19 protein-coding genes are annotated in these 17546 nt (G+C 64.2%); all 19 read right to left on the bottom strand.

Features of this window, described 5'->3' with window-relative positions; translation table 11 throughout:
- A partial coding sequence (locus DFO63_RS20660) for a DUF1983 domain-containing protein (protein ID WP_259337451.1) occupies positions 1 to 3356 on the bottom strand: 3356 nt, incomplete at its 3' end.
- Positions 3353 to 3952, bottom strand: a complete 600-nt coding sequence (locus tag DFO63_RS20655; RefSeq protein ID WP_119007738.1) for a tail assembly protein — start codon at positions 3950 to 3952, stop codon at positions 3353 to 3355. The genes DFO63_RS20655 and DFO63_RS20660, both read right to left, overlap by 4 nt.
- Positions 3945 to 4685 (bottom strand): C40 family peptidase, encoded by a 741-nt coding sequence (locus DFO63_RS20650; protein WP_119007737.1) that lies wholly within the window; start codon positions 4683 to 4685, stop codon positions 3945 to 3947. Before DFO63_RS20650 ends, DFO63_RS20655 begins: the two co-directional genes overlap by 8 nt.
- Positions 4686 to 4745: 60 nt before the next feature.
- The gene (locus DFO63_RS20645) at positions 4746 to 5441 is read right to left on the bottom strand and encodes a phage minor tail protein L (protein ID WP_119007736.1); all 696 of its coding nucleotides are present in this window, start codon (positions 5439 to 5441) and stop codon (positions 4746 to 4748) included.
- Positions 5438 to 6274 (bottom strand): hypothetical protein, encoded by an 837-nt coding sequence (locus DFO63_RS22060; RefSeq protein ID WP_147416500.1) that lies wholly within the window; start codon positions 6272 to 6274, stop codon positions 5438 to 5440. Before DFO63_RS22060 ends, DFO63_RS20645 begins: the two co-directional genes overlap by 4 nt.
- Positions 6275 to 6298: 24 nt before the next feature.
- The gene (locus DFO63_RS20635; RefSeq protein WP_119007734.1) at positions 6299 to 6634 is read right to left on the bottom strand and encodes a phage tail protein; all 336 of its coding nucleotides are present in this window, start codon (positions 6632 to 6634) and stop codon (positions 6299 to 6301) included.
- On the bottom strand, positions 6627 to 8798 hold the full coding sequence (locus DFO63_RS20630) for a hypothetical protein (RefSeq protein WP_147416498.1): 2172 nt from the start codon (positions 8796 to 8798) through the stop codon (positions 6627 to 6629). The genes DFO63_RS20635 and DFO63_RS20630 overlap by 8 nt, the downstream gene beginning before the upstream one ends.
- A gap of 264 nt (positions 8799 to 9062) precedes the next feature.
- Positions 9063 to 9419 (bottom strand): phage tail assembly chaperone family protein, TAC, encoded by a 357-nt coding sequence (locus DFO63_RS20620; RefSeq protein WP_119007731.1) that lies wholly within the window; start codon positions 9417 to 9419, stop codon positions 9063 to 9065.
- A gap of 83 nt (positions 9420 to 9502) precedes the next feature.
- Positions 9503 to 10006, bottom strand: a complete 504-nt coding sequence (locus DFO63_RS20615; protein ID WP_119007730.1) for a phage tail tube protein — start codon at positions 10004 to 10006, stop codon at positions 9503 to 9505.
- 62 nt (positions 10007 to 10068) lie between these two features.
- Complete coding sequence (locus DFO63_RS20610) at positions 10069 to 10431, bottom strand: DUF3168 domain-containing protein (RefSeq protein ID WP_119007729.1); 363 nt, start codon at positions 10429 to 10431, stop codon at positions 10069 to 10071.
- Positions 10431 to 10919, bottom strand: coding sequence for a hypothetical protein (locus DFO63_RS20605; RefSeq protein WP_119007728.1), 489 nt, complete (start codon positions 10917 to 10919; stop codon positions 10431 to 10433). The genes DFO63_RS20610 and DFO63_RS20605 overlap by 1 nt, the downstream gene beginning before the upstream one ends.
- Before the next feature lie 5 nt (positions 10920 to 10924).
- The gene (locus tag DFO63_RS20600) at positions 10925 to 11263 is read right to left on the bottom strand and encodes a phage head closure protein (protein ID WP_196769384.1); all 339 of its coding nucleotides are present in this window, start codon (positions 11261 to 11263) and stop codon (positions 10925 to 10927) included.
- A gap of 1 nt (position 11264) precedes the next feature.
- The gene (locus DFO63_RS20595; protein WP_119007727.1) at positions 11265 to 11609 is read right to left on the bottom strand and encodes a head-tail connector protein; all 345 of its coding nucleotides are present in this window, start codon (positions 11607 to 11609) and stop codon (positions 11265 to 11267) included.
- 2 nt (positions 11610 to 11611) lie between these two features.
- Positions 11612 to 11854 carry a hypothetical protein gene (locus DFO63_RS20590; protein WP_119007726.1) on the bottom strand — a complete coding sequence of 81 codons (243 nt, stop codon included), beginning with the start codon at positions 11852 to 11854 and terminating at the stop codon, positions 11612 to 11614.
- A gap of 57 nt (positions 11855 to 11911) precedes the next feature.
- The gene (locus tag DFO63_RS20585; protein WP_119007725.1) at positions 11912 to 13099 is read right to left on the bottom strand and encodes a phage major capsid protein; all 1188 of its coding nucleotides are present in this window, start codon (positions 13097 to 13099) and stop codon (positions 11912 to 11914) included.
- A gap of 4 nt (positions 13100 to 13103) precedes the next feature.
- Positions 13104 to 13991, bottom strand: coding sequence for a head maturation protease, ClpP-related (locus tag DFO63_RS20580; protein WP_119007724.1), 888 nt, complete (start codon positions 13989 to 13991; stop codon positions 13104 to 13106).
- Positions 13992 to 13995: 4 nt separating this feature from the next.
- Positions 13996 to 15279, bottom strand: coding sequence for a phage portal protein (locus DFO63_RS20575; RefSeq protein ID WP_119007723.1), 1284 nt, complete (start codon positions 15277 to 15279; stop codon positions 13996 to 13998).
- Positions 15276 to 16973 (bottom strand): terminase TerL endonuclease subunit, encoded by a 1698-nt coding sequence (locus DFO63_RS20570; RefSeq protein ID WP_119007722.1) that lies wholly within the window; start codon positions 16971 to 16973, stop codon positions 15276 to 15278. The genes DFO63_RS20575 and DFO63_RS20570 overlap by 4 nt, the downstream gene beginning before the upstream one ends.
- A complete protein-coding gene (locus tag DFO63_RS20565) occupies positions 16974 to 17324 on the bottom strand; it encodes a hypothetical protein (RefSeq protein WP_147416496.1) in 351 nt (116 codons plus the stop codon).
- Positions 17325 to 17546: the final 222 nt, after the last annotated feature.

The raw sequence follows: 17546 nt of genomic DNA, 5'->3' as shown, positions 1-17546 counted from the left end.
GTTTGCCCTGACACGTAATCGTCGGACTGGATGGTGCCGCTGATCTTCGCGTTGGTGATCGCCGCATCGGCGATATTGGCGCTGGTGATCCACGCCGTGCCGATCAGCGCCTGGCTGATGAAGGTCTGGCCGCCCTGCACCACAAACGGTGCGGTCGTGGCCCCGTTGGCGATGTTGATCAGCGCGAAGCGGTCCACCTGGAACAGCGCCTGGCTCTGGAAGCTGCCGTCTGGCTGCTGCTCCACACCAAGGCCGAAGCCGGCGCCGTAGATCCGACCGTCTGAGGTGACCTGTGCTCGGAGCGTGTATGTGGCGCTGATCTTCCCATTGAGGTCAACCACAGCCAGCGAGGTCTGCTCGACCGCAGCCTGCGTTTCGCCGACTTGCGCCTCCACAGTGTCGGTCCGTTTCGCCTGGGCGTAGTCGCCCTCGGCGATCACCGTCTGGATGGTCAAGGTTCCGGCGAAGACCGTTTCGTCACCTGCGCCCCAGTCCTCGTCACCCGCCGCCTGAACGTTCAGCTGCACGAACAGCCCGTCCGTTTTCTGGCCGATGGCCTGAAGGCCCGTCTCCGGATCGTTGACCTGCAGCTCCAGCGTGTTCACCCGGCCAGCGACCGCGCCCGCTTCAGCAATGGCGTCGCCAACGTCTTGCCAGTTCGTGCCTGGTGGCTCTTCGTTGCCCGGATCCGTTCCCTGCCAGCTCCATATCTTCCCGTTGTACACGACGGTTTGACCCGGCTCGTAGGTTGCGGTTGCATCCCAGATCAACGGAACGATCTGGTCGATGCTGTCGATCTTGCCGCGCAGCGCCTGGCCAAGGGCGCTCTCGCTGATCTTTCCGGCGAAGTAGGCATCGTAGTCGGACTGGTTGGTGCTGGCCTCGCCCATCACCCCAGCGCCCGTCGGATACCACGGGCCGATGTTGCCACTGCGGTCGACCAGCCGCGCCCAGAAGAAGAAGCGGGCACCGGCGGCCAGGCCGTCCAACTCCAGGCGATTCTGCGGGTAAGCATAGTCACCCAGCTTCGTGGCCGTCTCGCGGTTCGGGCTGGGACTGCGCCAGATCTCGGTGCGCTGCGTGTCCGTTGCGCCTGGCGGGAAAGCCCAGGCCAGCCGAATGCCGAACACGATGGACGTTGCAGTCAGCGAGGTCACCGCCGGCGGCGGCTCGGTCTTGCCGGCGATCGTCGTGAGCGGGCTCATGGCCGGGAGCGAGACGGCATTAAGCGCGTTCACTGCCCTCACGCGCGCAAGGTACTGGCCGGCGTAGATCCCGGGCACCTCGATGCTGCTGGTGGCCACGCGCCCAGCGCGCACCCAGTTGAGGTCGTCGCGGCGCCACTCCACGTCGTACGCGATGGCCTTGTCGGCGGGGTCCCACTGGATGGTCAGCGTCGGGGTGGCGATGCCCTGCTCGATCACCACGTGCGAGGACAGGGCCACGTTGGTCGGCGGCGGTTGGACGCTGGGCGGGATGATGCTGATCGGCGGGAGTTCCAGGCGGGTGCCATCGTCGATCGCCGCATACTTGCCCGGGACGTGCTTCAGCGCGGTGATGTTGTAGGTCAGTTCCTCGCCTTCAGTGACGGCGATCACACGGAACAGCTGCAGCACCAGGTCGCTGGATTCGGTGGCCCAGACAGACTGCGGCACCGGGATTGCCGACCACGGTGCCGAGACTGTGACCACTCCCGTGGCGGGGTCTATCCCGTTGATGGTCCGGCCTTCGGTGCGCCCATTGGGTAGCGTGGCCCGCAAGGTGTCGCCCACGGCCATCGTCTCGGGCACCAGGTCAAGGGTGAGGCTGCTGGCGCCTGCGGCACGGATGCGGCCGGCGTTGCGGCGCCCTACCCGGTTCGGGTCGGCCACTTGGATGACGTCGCCTGGCATGCAGTTGAGCGCGTCCAAGCCTACTGAGAAGCTGACCGTCTCGGTCTCCAAGCTCTCCGTGTACAGGATGTGGTTGCCCACCCGCTGCGCCTGCGCACGCGAATGGCAGCCGATCGCCGTGACCTCGGTCTGGTTGACACCGTAGCGCGCGATGGCGTCGAGGTGCTGAACGACCTCCACCTTCTGCCGGCCGAAGTCGTCCGGATCGGTCCACGACACCAGCGCGACGGTATGGCGGGCCTTCCGGCCGCTGCCTTCATAGTGGAAGCGGCCCTCGATCACATTGGCCTGGCTGTAGGTCGGGCCCGGGTCCTTGGGCATGTCCGCCGAGGCCATGACCTGCCCAGCCGCGTAGAAGCTGATGCCGCGGAACATGCCGGCCATGTCCTGCAGCACCTTGTAGGCGTCCGCCCTGCTCTGCAGGTACAGGCTGCAGGTGAACCGCGGCTCTTGGCCGCCCATGCCATCGCTCACCAGCTGATCGCAGTACTGGGCGATCTGGTACAGCCGCCACTTGTCCACCCAGTCCAGCGGAATACGGTTGCCGAGGCCGAACCGGTCGTTGGTGACGATGTCGAAGAACACCCATGCCGGGTTGTTCGTCCAGGCCGACTTAAAGGTGCCGTCCCACACACCACTGTAGGTGCGGCCGATAGGATCGTAGTTGCTGGGGACGCGGATGATGCGTCCCCACACCCGATAGGACCGCGACGGGATGTTCTGGAACTGGCTTGCGTCGACCTGCACCGCGCACAGCGCGCTGTTGGGATAGCGAAGCTTCACGTCGATGATCTCGGTCATCGAGAGCACGTTGACCACGTCCGAGATCAGCGAGTTGTTCTGGTTCGGGGTCAGCCTGCGAATGCGCACCTGCCACTGCGAGCCGGCCGGCAGGTCAATCCGACGGCTGCGCTCATATTGCGTGGTGGTCTTGCCCGTGATCGCATCGTTGAGCACGGTGGAGTAGGCGCCACCGTCGACCGACACGTCCACTGCGTAGCTGATCGAGTAGCCGTTCCGGTCGCCGTTTTCCTCATCCACCTTCTGCAGGGCGGGGACGGCCAGCCGGATGCGCACGGCCGAGAGATCGGACCCGCTTACGGTGCGAACGACCGGCTGGTCGCTGCGCAGCTCCACGTTCACAGATATCTCGTTTTCGACCGAGGGGAACCCGGGGATGTATTCCTGGTCCTGCGTACCTGATCGGGTGTCGACGGTAACACCAGCGAAGTTCAGCCCGCCGTCCGGGTTCTGGATGGGAACCTGGTTCAGGTAGATCGACTGATTGCCGGCCACCAAGCCCCGGATCTCGCCCTCGCTGACAAGGTCGATGATCCTGGCCACGGCCATCGAGTGCAGGCTGTCCGGGGTCTCCACCGGCGTACGGCCGTTGCTGCCGCTCTTGCCGCCGGCGCCTGCCAGCTGCAGCCCGCGTGCGATTGGAGTTGCGACGGGCAGGTTCAAAGCTGATCCTCCGCCATGATGCCGCCGCTGATCACCGCGCTGCCGGTCAGCATGCCCTTCTGGTCGTGGCCCCCGTAGGCGATCGGCACAGGATTGCCCTGCGCTTGGGTATTGACGGTTCCGTTCATGCTGTAGCTCGGTCGGTTCTCGGCACTGTCTTGGGAGCCTAGGCCTTTCGGCTGCGGCCCCAGCATCTGGGCAACACCACCGATGACCATACCCACGCCGGCATTGATGAACGGCTGCCCCCAGCCACCAGCAATGTTTCCGTAGATGCCGACGACGATCAGGACGACTCCGAGGATGGTCTGCAGCACACCGCCTCGCTTGCTGCCAAGCAGCACCGGCGCTATGCGGATGTCTTCATTCCCCGGCGGGTCCTGCAGCTGCTCCTTGGAGAGGTTCTGCTTGCCGATGAAGACAGCGAAAGCCATGCCATTCCGCTTGGCGCCGTGGAGATACCGCTCGAAGCCCGGCAGGATCGCGCACAGCGCGCGCACGGCCTCGGCTGGGCTGTTGACGGCGAGGCGGAAGGAGCGGCCGAAGCGGCTGCCCAACTGTCCGTACAGGCGGATGGTGCGCAGGCGCTCAGACATGGCCGGCCTCCTTGTGGCGGACGATGTATCGGGTACGCTCGGCCCACATGCCGCCATAGGTGATCACTTCCGACAGGCGGCCGTGCATGTGATGGAGCAGCTGGCCGTCGCCTAGGTAGACGCCGGCGTGGTTCGGGACGGGCGAACGGATCTGCATCAGCACCATGTCGCCGCGCTGCGGGGCGCCTTCGATCAGGTCGAAGCCCTCGGCGCACAGCCGTTCCAGGCTGTAGAGGTCCTGGCCCTTCTCCCACCAGTCATCCTCCCGCTCGTACTGGCTGAGCTGGATGCCCAGCTCGCGGGCGTAGAAGTCGCGCACGAGGGTGTAGCAGTCCAAGGTGCCGTGTGCGAATTGCCTGCCCACCAGCGGCGCCTCGTAGCCGCACGGCTCGATCGTCTGCAGGTCACCGCACTCGGGATCGGCACCGGTGACCTGGCCAACACTGACGATGTGCCACGGCAGGCCGCTGGCCTCGCACATGACGCGGTCGGCATCGGATGCCGTGGCCGGCGCGTTCGGGTGGCTGTGCACGACGGCCAGCACTTCGCCCACATCCTCGGCATCGGCATAGTCCTCTGCCGGCAGGCGAAAGTGCTCGCTGGGCGTGGTGGCCACGTTCCGACAGGGGACATAGGCCTCTCCATCGCCGCCGGCCACTATCAGGCCGCATGACTCGCGCGGGTACTCGGCCACGGCGTGCGCCTGGATGGCCTGCAGGGTGCTCAATTCCATGGTTCGCTCATAGAAAAGCCCGCGTCTGGCGGGCTATGGGACACGGACATTGCCGATAGGTCAGGTGCGCAGGAGGCCGGCGGCCGGGAATCCGCCGTAGGGCAGCGGCTTGTCGGCACCGAAGCGAAGCTTGCAGCTGTTCACCCTGCCACCGCACTGGTCACGGGCCGGGTCCGTGGTCGGCACGTCGTTTGCGTCTGCCACGGCCGGCCCGGTGTAGCCGCAGTAGGGACCGCGATAGCCACCCCGGATCAGCCAGCCGCAGACGCCGGCGATGACCTGCCGGCCTGGCAGCTGCTCGCCGTTGAGGTCGATCGCTGTGGTCAGCTCGAACTCGACCGCTTCCTTCGTCTCGGAGATCTTGCGCTCGATGAACCAGATCTCGTCGAGGAAGTGCTCGTTGGGGTCGGCCGTGGGGTTTCCTTCGGGAAAGTTGACGGCGTCAAGGTACTTGGCCAGCGTCTGCCGGCGGATCACGCGCGCGCCGACCAGGTCGTCGAACAGCAGGCACAGGGCGGTGATCCGGCCATCGATGTTGCTCACCTTCAGGCGAGGGTTCGGCGGCTGATCGCTTGTCCGGGAAAAGCCTGTGGCCTCGATTGGCCATGGCCCGTACTCCTGTCCTTGCCACCAGATCACGCCCGACTGCAGGTGCGCGTGGAAGAAGAGCTGGTCAGCACCGAAGCTGCTGGCATCCAGCTCGAACAGCGTGATGCGCCCACCTGGCTCAAGCTGCTGCGCGTCGGCGGTGATCACGGCGATGAACCTCCGTGGGAAGCTGCCTCTAGGACAGCCAAACGTTCCTCTAGAGCCATGCGAGCAGTCGCTTCTTCCCTGAGCGCTCCCCACAGTTTGGAACAGACCGCCAGCGGATCAATATTCTGCGGCTGTGGCGTCCCGTTGAACTCGTTCACAGCATCTCGGTCACCAGACACCAACGTGGGATCTACATCCTCCAGCTCATTACTATTGAAGCTGCGCCGCCTGACGCCGTCATCGCTCCAGATGGCTATGTCCCGAAACCTCCACGTCTTCGGGACCACCGAAAGAACATCAGCCAGATCACCAGGCCCAACCGTCTCCCACAGGTGCTTGATGCGAGGGTCGGAAACCGTTGCGATGGTTCCGACATTCATGCCGTCCACCCACATGCGCATGCCCGAAGTCCATTCGAACGTAATGTAGTTCGGGCCATACGCTATGTTGTTCCTTGAACGAATGCCCGTGGACTGGATGAATCCGAAGCGCGGGGTGGCAGTCCAATCTTGACCGATGTCGGTACGGGCGACACTGTCAGGCAGATCAACGACAGCGATAGAACGCAGCCCTGGCGTTCCACTACCCTGTGCCGGTGTCGCCCAGAACAATCTCTGAGATCCACTCTCTGCCACAGGGCGGATCGAATCTGGCAGATCCGACACAGCTAGACGACGAAAGTCTGCGACGCCCTCAGCTGTGGAAGGGGCTGCGAGAACAGCACCCATCGCCTTGGGAGCGGTGAAGTTTCCGAAGTTGTCGTTGACCTTACCGAATGCCGTCTTCGCCGGATCACCCTTGTAGCTACCGTGATCCGTGGTCGTGTCAACCATTGTGAATTGCATAGCATTGAGTCCTTACGGTTGGAACGTCTGTTCGAATGTGGCATTCAGCGTGAACACGCCATTGCCATGGGGGATGAGGCTGTACGTCTTGCACAGGTACAGTCCCTGTACGCCGAGTGGTGGCGTCCACAGGAAAGACTCGGCCCCCTTCCGCGCGCGTAGGAAAGCCAGCGCGGGGCCGACCTTCGACTCCTTACCCACGATGGAAATAGGCCACTGCTGGGTCTCGTTGTTCAGCCCATCGGCAGCGGTCTGTCTGTAGCCATCGCCGAACCTGGCCTCTCGCGTCAGGAAGTCGCCGGTGCCGGTGATCTCGGTGCGTACGCACCAGGTGAAGACCTCAGCCATTGCGCACGCTCATCTGATGGAAGAGGCCACCGGGCCGAGACTGTTGGGTGGCCCACTCGTTCATCTTGGAGGCGAAGAACTGATTGAGCCTGCGTGCATCCTCGCTACCGTCGCCCTGCTGGGTAGTGTTGGTGCCGTCGGACGAAATGTTCATCGTGGTGTTGAAGTTGTTGGTGATCCCGCCACCGCCGCCAATGGCGGATGCGGGCATGCCTGCGGTGATCGGACGCACCGAACCGGCGTCGCCGGGGATGAGGTAGGTTTTGCCGCCCTGGTCGAACAGTTCCGGACGACCACCCTCGCCGACCCGGTACATGCTGCCGCCGGCAACCGGGCCGCCACCGGCGCGGCCGCCAGACGAACCGCTGATGGCACCGCCGATGGCATTGATCCAGCCGGCACCCGCGCCGCTGTAGCTGCTCGCCCAGTTTCCAATCATCTTGAATATCTGCGAAGCCGCAGCCTGCGCTGCCATCTTCTGCAGCGTCTTGGCGAAGCTCTGAACCATCCCGCCCAACCCTTCGGAGAACGGATCGAACAGGAAGTCGGCGAATGCATCCTGCATGTTGCGGGCGGCTTGGTCAGCGTAGGTGCTCCACTGGCCAAACGTTTGTTCCACCGAAGAGCTGGCGTCATCGATGCCGAACATGCCATCGAAGGCATCGGCGAACTTCTGGGCGCTCTCGCCCATGATCGACTCGGCCTCGTCAATGTTGCCGAGCATGTCCAGCAACGATGCGCTGGAGCGGAGCGCAGCCTGCGCGGCGGAATCGATTCCTTTCAGGCCACCGGACTGGATCTCGTAGTTGACACGGCCGAGCTCTGAACTGTCATCGAAGAGCGCGATCTGGCGCTCCAGCTGCTCGTTTGTCGAACGATAGGAGTCCTGAAGCTTCTTTGCAGCCTTGTCTTGTTCCGTGGCAGCGGCCTTTTGCTTCTTCGCACTCTCCGCCCACGACGCCTGGAGCTTGGCCTCCCATTCGGCAGCCTTCTGGCGCTGCTCCGCCTGCTCCTTGGCGGCCTGTACTTCTTCTGCGGTTGAGCGAGTGCTACGTCCTCGCGGGCCACTGCGAGCGCCGTCTGGAATGGCTCCGCCGCCACCTTGGGATGCCGCCCACCCCTTGTCCGCGTAGGCCGTACCGGCCTGATAGTCCTTCGCGAATGCGCTCCAGCCCCCACCCTGTGAGCCAAACAATCCGCTGTACTGGCCGGTAGCCAGCTTCACAACCGCGTTGCCCTGCTTCTCGACAGCCACCAGCCCGCCGCGCAGACGGTCGAGCCAGTCCTCGACCGCGCCGAAGATCTCCGCGGCCTTGCCAATCTCTCGGAAGGCACTGGCGATGCCGTGGGCCACGTCCCGCACACCGCCGCCTTCCTTAGCCACGTCCACCAGCTGCGTGGTCAGGTCAGTCAGCGTCGGCAACAACTCACTGGCCAGCTGGGTGAACCAGCCCTGCGTCGCGGCCCGGAGGTCGTCCAAACGGTCATTGAACTCGGCGGCCGCGCCAGCGGTGTCCGAGTCGATGACGATGCCCAGCGAACGCGCCCGTTCCTCCATGGTCCGCATGCCGTCGGCGCCGAGGCTGAGGAACTCCAAGAATTCCGCGCCTGACTTGCCAAACAGCTGCATAGCCAGCGCGGTCTTCGTGGTCTCGTTGCTGATGCCAGCGAACCGATTCTGCACCTCGGGCAGCAGGTCCTCGAAGCTCCGGAGGTTCCCGGCCTGGTCCTTGACCGAGATCCCAAGCGCCCTGAAGGTCTTGTCCGCGTCGCTGCCGGCTTTCGAGGCATCCGCGATGTTCTTGCTGAACTTCGGAATGATGCCGACCAGCCCTTCCAGGTCCGAGCCAGTCATCTTGGCGGCGTAGCCCCACCCCGACAGCGTCTCCGTCGAGATACTGAACCTGGCCGACAACTCGTCGATGCGATCGGCCGCGTTGATCGCATTGCTCAGGCCAGTGATCGCGGCATCCATGCTCGCGAAGGCTGCAATGGCTCCGCCGATCACGCTGCCGATGGCAGTGAAGCCGGCCACGATGCCCTTGCTGACGCCAGCCGCGGTCCGCTCCATCGACTTCATGGACTTCTCGGCCCGCTGGGTGTCCGTCACGAACGACCCAGTTTTCATCAGCAGGTCGATGACGATTGAGCCGGCAGTTGCCATGCGATCAGCCTCTCGGGGGTTTCAGGCCGAATGCTGCGAGGGTTCGCAGGTCGGCATCGGGGAACTCATGGGCAACCGGAGTCGGCTGCAGGAAGTCGAGGTTCTTCTGGATCGACCCGCCGAAGCTGGCGCCGATAAGCGCGGCTGGGCGGTGGTAGCGATGCAGATCGTCGAAGGGGTACAGCTGGTAGAACGCCAGCCATAGTTGAAACTCCCACTCAGGAAGATCATCGATCTCCCTGAGTGTTTTGCCGAGCGCGAGGCCTAGGATGCAGCTGAAATACTCGCGTCCACGCTCGGCGATGACTTTTTTGCGTCTTCACCGATGCCGGCCACAGCCATGACGTGGGGGAACAGGTCGGTGAGGCCGTTTGCAGTCAGGTTCTGCGACTCTGCCTCGCTCAGTACCAGCTTCCCGTCGGCGTCGCACAGGCTGGCCGCAACCAGGCGCTGCATTGCAAAGCAGGTTTCGTCTTCGTTGCCGGAGGCTTCCGCCGCACGCCAGCGGCGCATCTGGCCGGCGCTGACCTGCCGAAAGTGCACGGTCTCGGTGGTTCCGTCGCTGAATTTCACCTCGCGCGCGACGGGGGCGTTGCTCGTCAGGATCTTGCTCTTGTCCATCAGCCGTTCTCAGTAGGTGGGGGCCGGGTACGCGACGGCTGGGCGCGCAGAGCCGGACACCCCGAAGGTCTATGTGCGAGCCGTCAGGCCGAGTACGGCCCGTTCCAGTGGGGGACGACGCTGCCGCTGCGCTGGATCGTCAGCGTGCCGCGCACGATCTCGTTTGTGGCGATGTCGATGTTCAGATCAGCGACGTAGCCGCGGAAGCCGATCGAGGTGCGCAGGGGCGATGCCGGGGGCACCAAGGCATCGCCGGTGCCCAGGGTGGGCGCAGCTACGCCGTCGCTCAGGCCGATCAGCCAGTCGATGACCTCGCGCGATTCCTTCAGATCGAACAAGATCTGGTGCGACTGGCTGCGCGGGATGAAGTTGAACGGGACGCTTACCTGCCCCGGATTGCCCAGGCCGCCCTCGAACTCCTTGTCACCAACAGTGCTCAGGCAGGTGGATTCGATCTGGTCGGCAGCGCCGCCCAGGCCGGTGATGCCAGTCGGGCACTCGAACTTCAGGACCGAGGCGACGCTGGAACTCAGCTTGTCCACGGTGAAGAGCTCGGACCCCTGGGTTTTGATGACGCCCTCGGTCATTGCAAAGTCCTCTGGTCAAAGAAAAACCGCCTCGCGGCGGTCGTTGGGGTGATGCCAGCGGCTCAGCGCTGGTCGATGAAGTCGGCCTCCATGCCGACCCGGAAAAGCCCGGTGTCAGGGTCGCGGTTGTTGACCACCAGTCGATTGCAGATCAGGTCCGCGTCCAGTGCAGCCCTCACGGCGGTTGCCAACGCCTCCACTTGACCGTCGGCGTTATCGCCACCGCAGTAGCAGTCGATCTGCACCGTTGTGAAATCACCGGTTGGCGCGCTGCTGAGATTGTCGAAGGGCTGACCAGAAATGATCTGCCAAGTGATGTAGGGCCTCTTCTCCGTCTGTTTGACGAACCCGTGCCGGCCGATTCGGTCACCGACGATCGCCTCGACAGCCGGCGTGTGTATGGTCCGGAACACCTTCGGGAACATCAGCGGCCTCCCCGGTTCTGCTGGGCCAGCTTGGTCACCAGGCGATCAATCCGCACGGTCAGGTCTCCGACCACAAGGTTGATCGTTTCCTCGCCACGCTCGTTCACCGTTCGACGGATGAAAGAGCGCGCGGGCTGGTGCACAGACCCGTACTCCTTCAGCTGCGCCGACTTCAGGGTGCTGACCTGCTCCCCCTTGCGGCCCGGGTACATCCTGCGCTTGATCCGGACCAGGTAGCGCTCGCCGTTGCCGTCGCTGGGCGCCTTTCCGCGCGTCGCGATGATGTTCTGCGCCAACAGGCCGGTGGACTCATCGCCCGGTTCGAGCACCGCCTGCAGGTTCTGGCGCTCCTTGTCGCGCAGGAAGCGCGCCCCCTTGGCCAGCGCCAGCTTCACCGGCCCACCCTTCTTGCTCACGACCTCGCCCGGTAGGCTGCTCAGCGTCCGGATGATCCCGGGTATTCCGGTGATGTTGAACTCGACCTTCATGTCGACTACTGCCCGTCGTTGACGCCGGCCGAAACCGGGATCGTGATGTACTCCAGCCCAGACGTCTTGTCAGGCAGCAGACCTGCAACGTTGAAGATCTCGCCGCGATGTATCAGGCGCATCGACGGCAGCAGTCCATCGCGGTGGCGCATGGTGATGCGTGCGGTGACCGCCGATTGGGTCTGCCCGGATTGGATGAACTCGCGGGCCGAGAGCGGCTCAACCGAAGCCCATACCGTGGCCACGTCGACCCACGTCGTGGTCTGCACGCCGTCCTCGTCCTTGGTCGTCACCTGCCGCTGGATCAGCACGCGGTGGCGGAGCTTACCTGCCGGCAGGCTCATGTCAGACCCCGAGGCCGATTCGATAAGGCCATAGCAGGCTATGGGCGCCCATCGGGACTTGGACCGTCGCCCCGTCGCTGCCCTGCACGTCCTCACGCGTGCGGTACAGGTGCCCCAACATCAGGAGGATTGCCGCCCTGATTGAGTCGTTGGCCAGCATAGGATCGACGCCCGCCGTACCATCCAGGACTGCGGCGGCCATGGATTCAGTGTCTTTGAACACACGGCGATTGAGAAACTGCTGAGCAGCCCCTTCTGACGCGGTCCCGTAAAGCTCCAACAGCGCGTCATCGTCCGTATCGACACGGCAATGTGCTCGGGCCTGTTCCAGGGTGATCAGCTCCATGGTCAGGCCCTCGCCTTGCCTTGCCGTGCCTTCTTGCCAGCTGGCTGTTCGCTCACGGCGTCGGCGGCCTCCGCAGCGGCTTCAGTGACAGTGGATTCTTCCGTCACCGGCTCCGGCAGCTCTGCCGGGGGCTGTTCGCTCACGGCGTCGGCGGCTCCGGTGTCGATGAAGTACTGCCCGCGGCTGCTGTCCATTCGAACGGTGGTGCCGGCGCGCGGATCCGGCTCTTTGAACTTGATCAGCATGATCCTCTCCGAACCCGGCCTGCACTGTGGCAGGCCGGGATAGCCTGGAACGGTGGATTAGGCGACGTTGCCCAGGTCGCCGTAGATGAAGGCCTGCGGCCGGTAGACCGCCAGCGCCAGGCGCTCTTCGGCCAGGATGGTCACCAGGTTCTTGACGAAGTCGTCTTCGTTCTCGGTGGCCACCTCGACACGTGCCTGCCAGCGATCGAACAGCTGCGCCCCCAGCTTGAATGCGCCAGTGAGGAACTTGTCCTCGGCGATCGCCTGGGTTGCAACGACCGGCAGGTTCCACAGCGTGGCGCCGATGACACCCTGCGGATTGCCGATGATGTAGCGGCCGGTGGTGTCCTTCAGGAGCTCGACACGTGCCCAGTCGATCGGGTTGAGCACGATGCCGCTGGCCGGGAACTCAGCCAGCTGCGCCTGCAGCATGGCCAGGCGGATCTTGTCGATTACCGTGGCATCGGCCGGCTCGAACGGTGCAGCGTAAGCCGTCGCCTGCGGGATGATGCCCAGCAGGTTCTGGCCGGTGCCGTCACCATTGAGAAGCTGCTGCTCTTCCTTGAACGCCAGACCGTAGCGCAGGCGGCCATCGATGTAGCTGGCGAGCTGCGAGGCATCGCTGAGGATCTGGCGCGATGCCTTCATGTAGTGCGCGACCACCTTGGCAGTGGTGCTCACCAGGTCGAACTTCAGGCTGGACTCGGGCTTCTTCGCACCCTCGGCCACCGGTGCGGCATTGTTGGTGAAGCCAGTTTCCTTCACGTACTCCAGCGTGTTGCCGTCCATTCGGCCCGGCGTGATCAGGTCGCGGACAGTCAGGCGGCGGTCCGGCGGCGCGCTGACACCCGGCAGACGGGTGGGGGTGACCAGGTCGCCGGCCGCGCCGTCGGTGTCGGTCGTGACCGAGGTGATCGCAGCACTGAACGTCATGTCGACGCGACCACGCGGGGTGGTCTTGCTGGCAAATGCCTGGAACTCGTCGCTGTTGACGAACTGCTGGCCGAACGACTGGTGCTGCACGTCGCCGCCGGCGCCGTTGGCCTCGATCTTTGCCAGCTTCTGCTCGGCAGCCTGCAGGTTGGCCTGCAGCTCACCTTGCTTGCTCAGCATTGCGTCGACGTCGGAGCGGAGGGCGGCGTTCAGATCGCCGGACTTTGCTGCAGCTTCGGCATGTGCTTTGAGCTGGTCGCCGACCGTCTTGAGGTTGGCGTTGATGCTCTGGATATCGGTTTCGATGGACATTGAGTTACTCCTTGTGGGACTCGGTGGTGTTGATGTTGGTGAGTGTTGCGGCCAATGCAGCCGCACTACTGAAAGCATCCGGCGATAGCCGGGGCTGTTCGGTGGGATCGCCCTCACCGCTGCCAGCGGGATCACCCCGGCTGGACTTGATTTCGCTGATCAAGCGCATGGCTTCTGACTTCGGCATGCCTGTCGCACGCAAGCCTGCCTCCACACGGCGCACCGCTGAGGCGTTCTCTTTGCTTGCGCCCTTCTCCACCTGGTCGGAGGCCAGAAGTTCATCTGCAAAGCCGTCCTCCACTGCGGAGGCGCCGCCGATCCAAGTCTCGGCATCCATCAGCTTGGACATGGCCTTCTGCTCGGCTCCGGTGCGCGCGGCGTAGATGCTGGCCATCGCGTCGTCGAAGGGCTTGAGCGTCGCAGCCACGTCAGCAAGGTCGTGCCGATTGCCTACGGCAACGACCCAAGCGTTGTGGATCATCAAGAAGCCGGCGCGCGCGATCTGGACCGTGTCACCGGCCATGGCGATGACGGACGCAGCCGATGCAGCCAAGCCCAGCACCTTCACAGTGACCTCGCCGTCGTGCTCGCGCAGCAGGTTGTAGATCGCCAGGCCTTCGAACATGTCGCCGCCGGGGCTGTTGATGTTGACCGTGACCGGTCCTTTCCCCATCGCACGCAGGGATGCCGCGATGCGCTTGGCGGTCACGCCTTCGCCCGTCCAGTAGTCGTAGCCGATCACGTCATAGATGCTGATGGACCGCTCCGCATCGGTGTCGGAAGCCGCCCTGACGCCAGCCTCCCAGCGGTCAAGGGCGCGCGGCTGGATCTGGCTGCTGACAGCGGCGCAGGGGCGTCCCTCCGGTACACCCGGCAGCGTCTTGATCGTCATGTGGTCAGTCCTTCTTGTCTTCGGAGAAGCCCAGGAACGCGCGGATAGCGGCCCGGGCCTGGTCAGCATCTGAACCAGCGCCGATGGAATCCAGCGTGGTCATCGCGGTTTGCACGGTGAGCACGGCGGCATTACCGCCCATCGGCTCCCTGTCTTCCAACTCGCGCACTTCATCACGGGTCAGAATGCCCTTGTCCACCATCACCCCGTAGAACGCAGCGCGTCCGGCGCTGTCCGCGCGCAGAAGGCCTTCCACGGTGAACTTAGGGTAGTAGCGCAGGCGCTCGGCCGGCGTCAGCAGGTCCTTGCTGATGGCCTGCTCGATGCGCCGCAGCCACGGCCCCAGCGTGAAGGTCAGGAAGCCGATCATCTGCTGCTCGATACCGGTTCCCCAGCTCGTCGACTTCTCCGTATGGCCAACCATCCACGGCGGCACGCGGAACCAGCGGCAGATCGACTCCACAGAGAATGCCCGCGACTCCAACAGCTGCGCGTCGGATGGCTTGATGCCAAGCGTACCGGCCTCCGTTCCACCTTCGAGCAGCGGGGTTTCACCGCGCTCAATGGAACCCATCAGGTTCTTCTTGAACTCCGTCCGCTGCTCAGGCTTCAGGAACGCCTGGACCTTGTAGTAGATCGTCTGGAGCAGCCCGTTTCGGAATGTGCGAGCCGCTGCTCGGTCTGCAGCGATGGCGTTGCCGAACACCTTGGCACCGTAGGCGATCACGGACACGCCGTTCTCGCCATCCAGCGTGAACCCGGGAATGCGCCAGATCCTCGCCGGCGCGATGATCCTGGGAGCACCGTTGGCGCGCAGGTAGCGATACACCTTGTTGCCGTTCAGGTCACGATTGATGGTGAGCCTGGCCGGATCAAGGAACTGCAGGCCGATCAGGCGTTCGCCGGCATAGAGCTTCTCAGCGAAGGCGTTGCCACGAAGCAGCATCGCGACAACCATGGCCTCCCAGAACACCGCCGCAGTCGAGTCGATGTTCGGCTGGTCGTGGACAACGAAATGCAGCGGGTGCTGGCTCGCGACGCGCTTTCCGGTCTTCGTCCTCTCGTACATCGACAGGGGCAATGTGGCGATCGTCTCAGAGATCAAGCGGACACACGCCCAGGCTGCGTCGACTTGGAGAACCGCCTTTGCTGTGACGGCTACGCCGGCCTCATTGGCCATCTCGCGGTCAATATAGAGCTCGGCGTCGCGGGTCGTGAATGACCGCACCCAGCCATCGACTGCCGCACGAACTCGCCCGAGGACGCCTTGCCGTGGTTTCGTCTTCATGCCCTACCCGCCATGACCGGATCGCTCAGCCAATCGTCCATAGTTCCTTTCGCTTCTGGGTTGCGCGACATTAGCTCGACCGCATTCATCGCCGCCATCAGCGGGTCGATCTTTCCGGTTCCGCTCGCCGCCTTGGTGACATAGAGGGCGTTCTTGGATGCTTCGACCTTGGCGTTGCCCACGCACCAATCCATCAGCCGCGAGCCGTCATGCTCTAGCAGGCCGTCGGAGAGCCAGCGCTCGAACACCTTGCAGGTTCCGGTCAACTGCCAACCCTGGCGGATGCCAATGATCAGATCGGGATCGATTTGCTCGGCCGCCAATGCGTCGAGCACAGTGCCCAGCCCTGATGGATCCACGCCGATTCCCGAAAGCAGGCCGGCGTCCTCCACCAACTTCACCATCCTGGCCATGTCGCGCAGGTCGGTGGCACCTTCCTCCTCCATGCCGCCGACGAACATGCTGCCGTCCTTGATAAAGCCGGCATATCGCTCCTGCTCGCTCTTGCGCCGCTCAACCGCCTTGGGGTGTGCAAAGGCGAAGGACACCAGCATTCTCCGCTTGGTGTACTTGTGCCGACCGCAGAATGAGAGCCCCAACAAGTCGTCCAGCCCGCCACCGTCGATCCCGGCCGTCATGACCTCGCAGACCTTCAGCATGTGCGCGAGCTTGAGCTTCTTGTTGGCCTGTTGCTCCCAGTACTCTGCCCCCGCCCAGCTGCCCTGGTGCAGCGCCACGCCGATCTGCACGTTGAGGTGCTGCGACGCCCAGCTCCGCAGCTCGGCCTCACTGGTGCCCACTGCGTCTTCGAACTCTTCCACCATGCGCTCCAGCGTCATGGCCCGGCCGATGTTCGGGTTCAGCAGCGGCCACAGCTGCGGGTCTTTCCACTGCTGGTCCTTCGACTCCTGTATCTCCTGCGGGAACTCGAACAGCACCGGCAGCATCTTGCCCACCCGCTTTCCGTCGCGGATGTCCCGAGCCTTCTGCAGCTCGTCGGCGAACACCCCGACTGGCTGCTCATCGCTCTGCGTGGTGATGAACCACAGGAACGCTTCCGGGTAAGGCACCATGCCGCCGCGGATCTGGCGCAGCGCCTGGGCGGCCTTGGCCTTCTTGGCGCACACGTGCAGCTCGTCGATCAGCGCTCCGCCCGACACCTTCACGCCGGTCAACACCGCAGGGTCAAACGTCATGATCTCCAGCGAGGCCTTCGTCTCGCGATGGATGATCGTCTTCAGGTGGTGGCGGATGTGGAACTTCGCATCCAGCACCGGGTCCAGTTCGATCGCCCCCGCCGCTGCATCGAACGCCAGCTGTGCCGTGTCCTGCACCGGTGCCGTCATCAGGAACGTGGCACGTGGGCGCTGGTTCATCAGCGTGGCCGTCACCATGCCTAGCGCCCCGAAGGTCGTCTTGGCGTTCTTCTTCGGTACCAGGGCGAAAAGGTCGCGAATCTCGCGGTCTCCGTTCTCCGGGTTTACCGAGCCGAACATGTTGCGTGCCACGTCCTGGAACCACTCGCCGCCCGCCTCCGCCAGGGTGGGCGTGCCAGGTACGTCCGCCAGGCGAAGCCGGCCCAGAATGGCTGCCGCGCGTTCCGCCTGTTGGGTCCATAGGTGCAGCTGCGCGACCGGCAGCTGGCCGGCCTGCAGCTTGCCCCACCAGTCCCGACAGGAAAGGTCCCAGCTCACTTACTTGGCGGCCCGGCTGATGGGGGTGACGTTGTTGCCCAGCAGGCCTTCCCAGCCGGTACCGGTCTCCGCACCGACCGCATCAGCATTGGCCTTCTCCTTCTTGCCCACCGGCTTCTCCTGCGGCACCGGGGGCGCAGCCAGCGTGGGAACCTGCGCAAGGAACGCTTTCTGGGCGGCCACGTTGCCCTTAAGTGCCGTCCTCGCCATGGCGTCCATCACCTCCATTCGCCGGCGCAGTGCAGCTGCCGAGATCTCCTTTTCGAAGTACTTCTCCAAGGTGTTCCGAGAGATCCCCAGCGCGATCGAGATCTCCTGGTGCGTCATGCCGCTGGCCGCTGCGTTGGTCACCAGCCGGCGCTGCACCGCGGTGGCCTTGAACGCCGGGCGGCCAGGTTTCGTGTTTTTGCGCATAAATGGCCCTCAGCCTGAAATTCCGGCCGAGAAAAAAACCTCTGAATGAGTGGGCGGCGGGTGTCCGTGGCAAAGGGCATGAAGTTTTCCCCCTCCCCCCCGGGCTATTCCCACCGATGTGAAACAGTCGTCGTGTCGCGCCTGGTTCCACGCGGTCGG

The sequence above is a fragment of the Stenotrophomonas sp. AG209 genome, from assembly GCF_003550055.1.
In the GTDB taxonomy this organism is placed as follows: Bacteria; Pseudomonadota; Gammaproteobacteria; order Xanthomonadales; family Xanthomonadaceae; genus Stenotrophomonas.
Note: the sequence above shows the minus strand (reverse complement) of the source record. Positions and strands in the feature narration are given on the sequence as shown.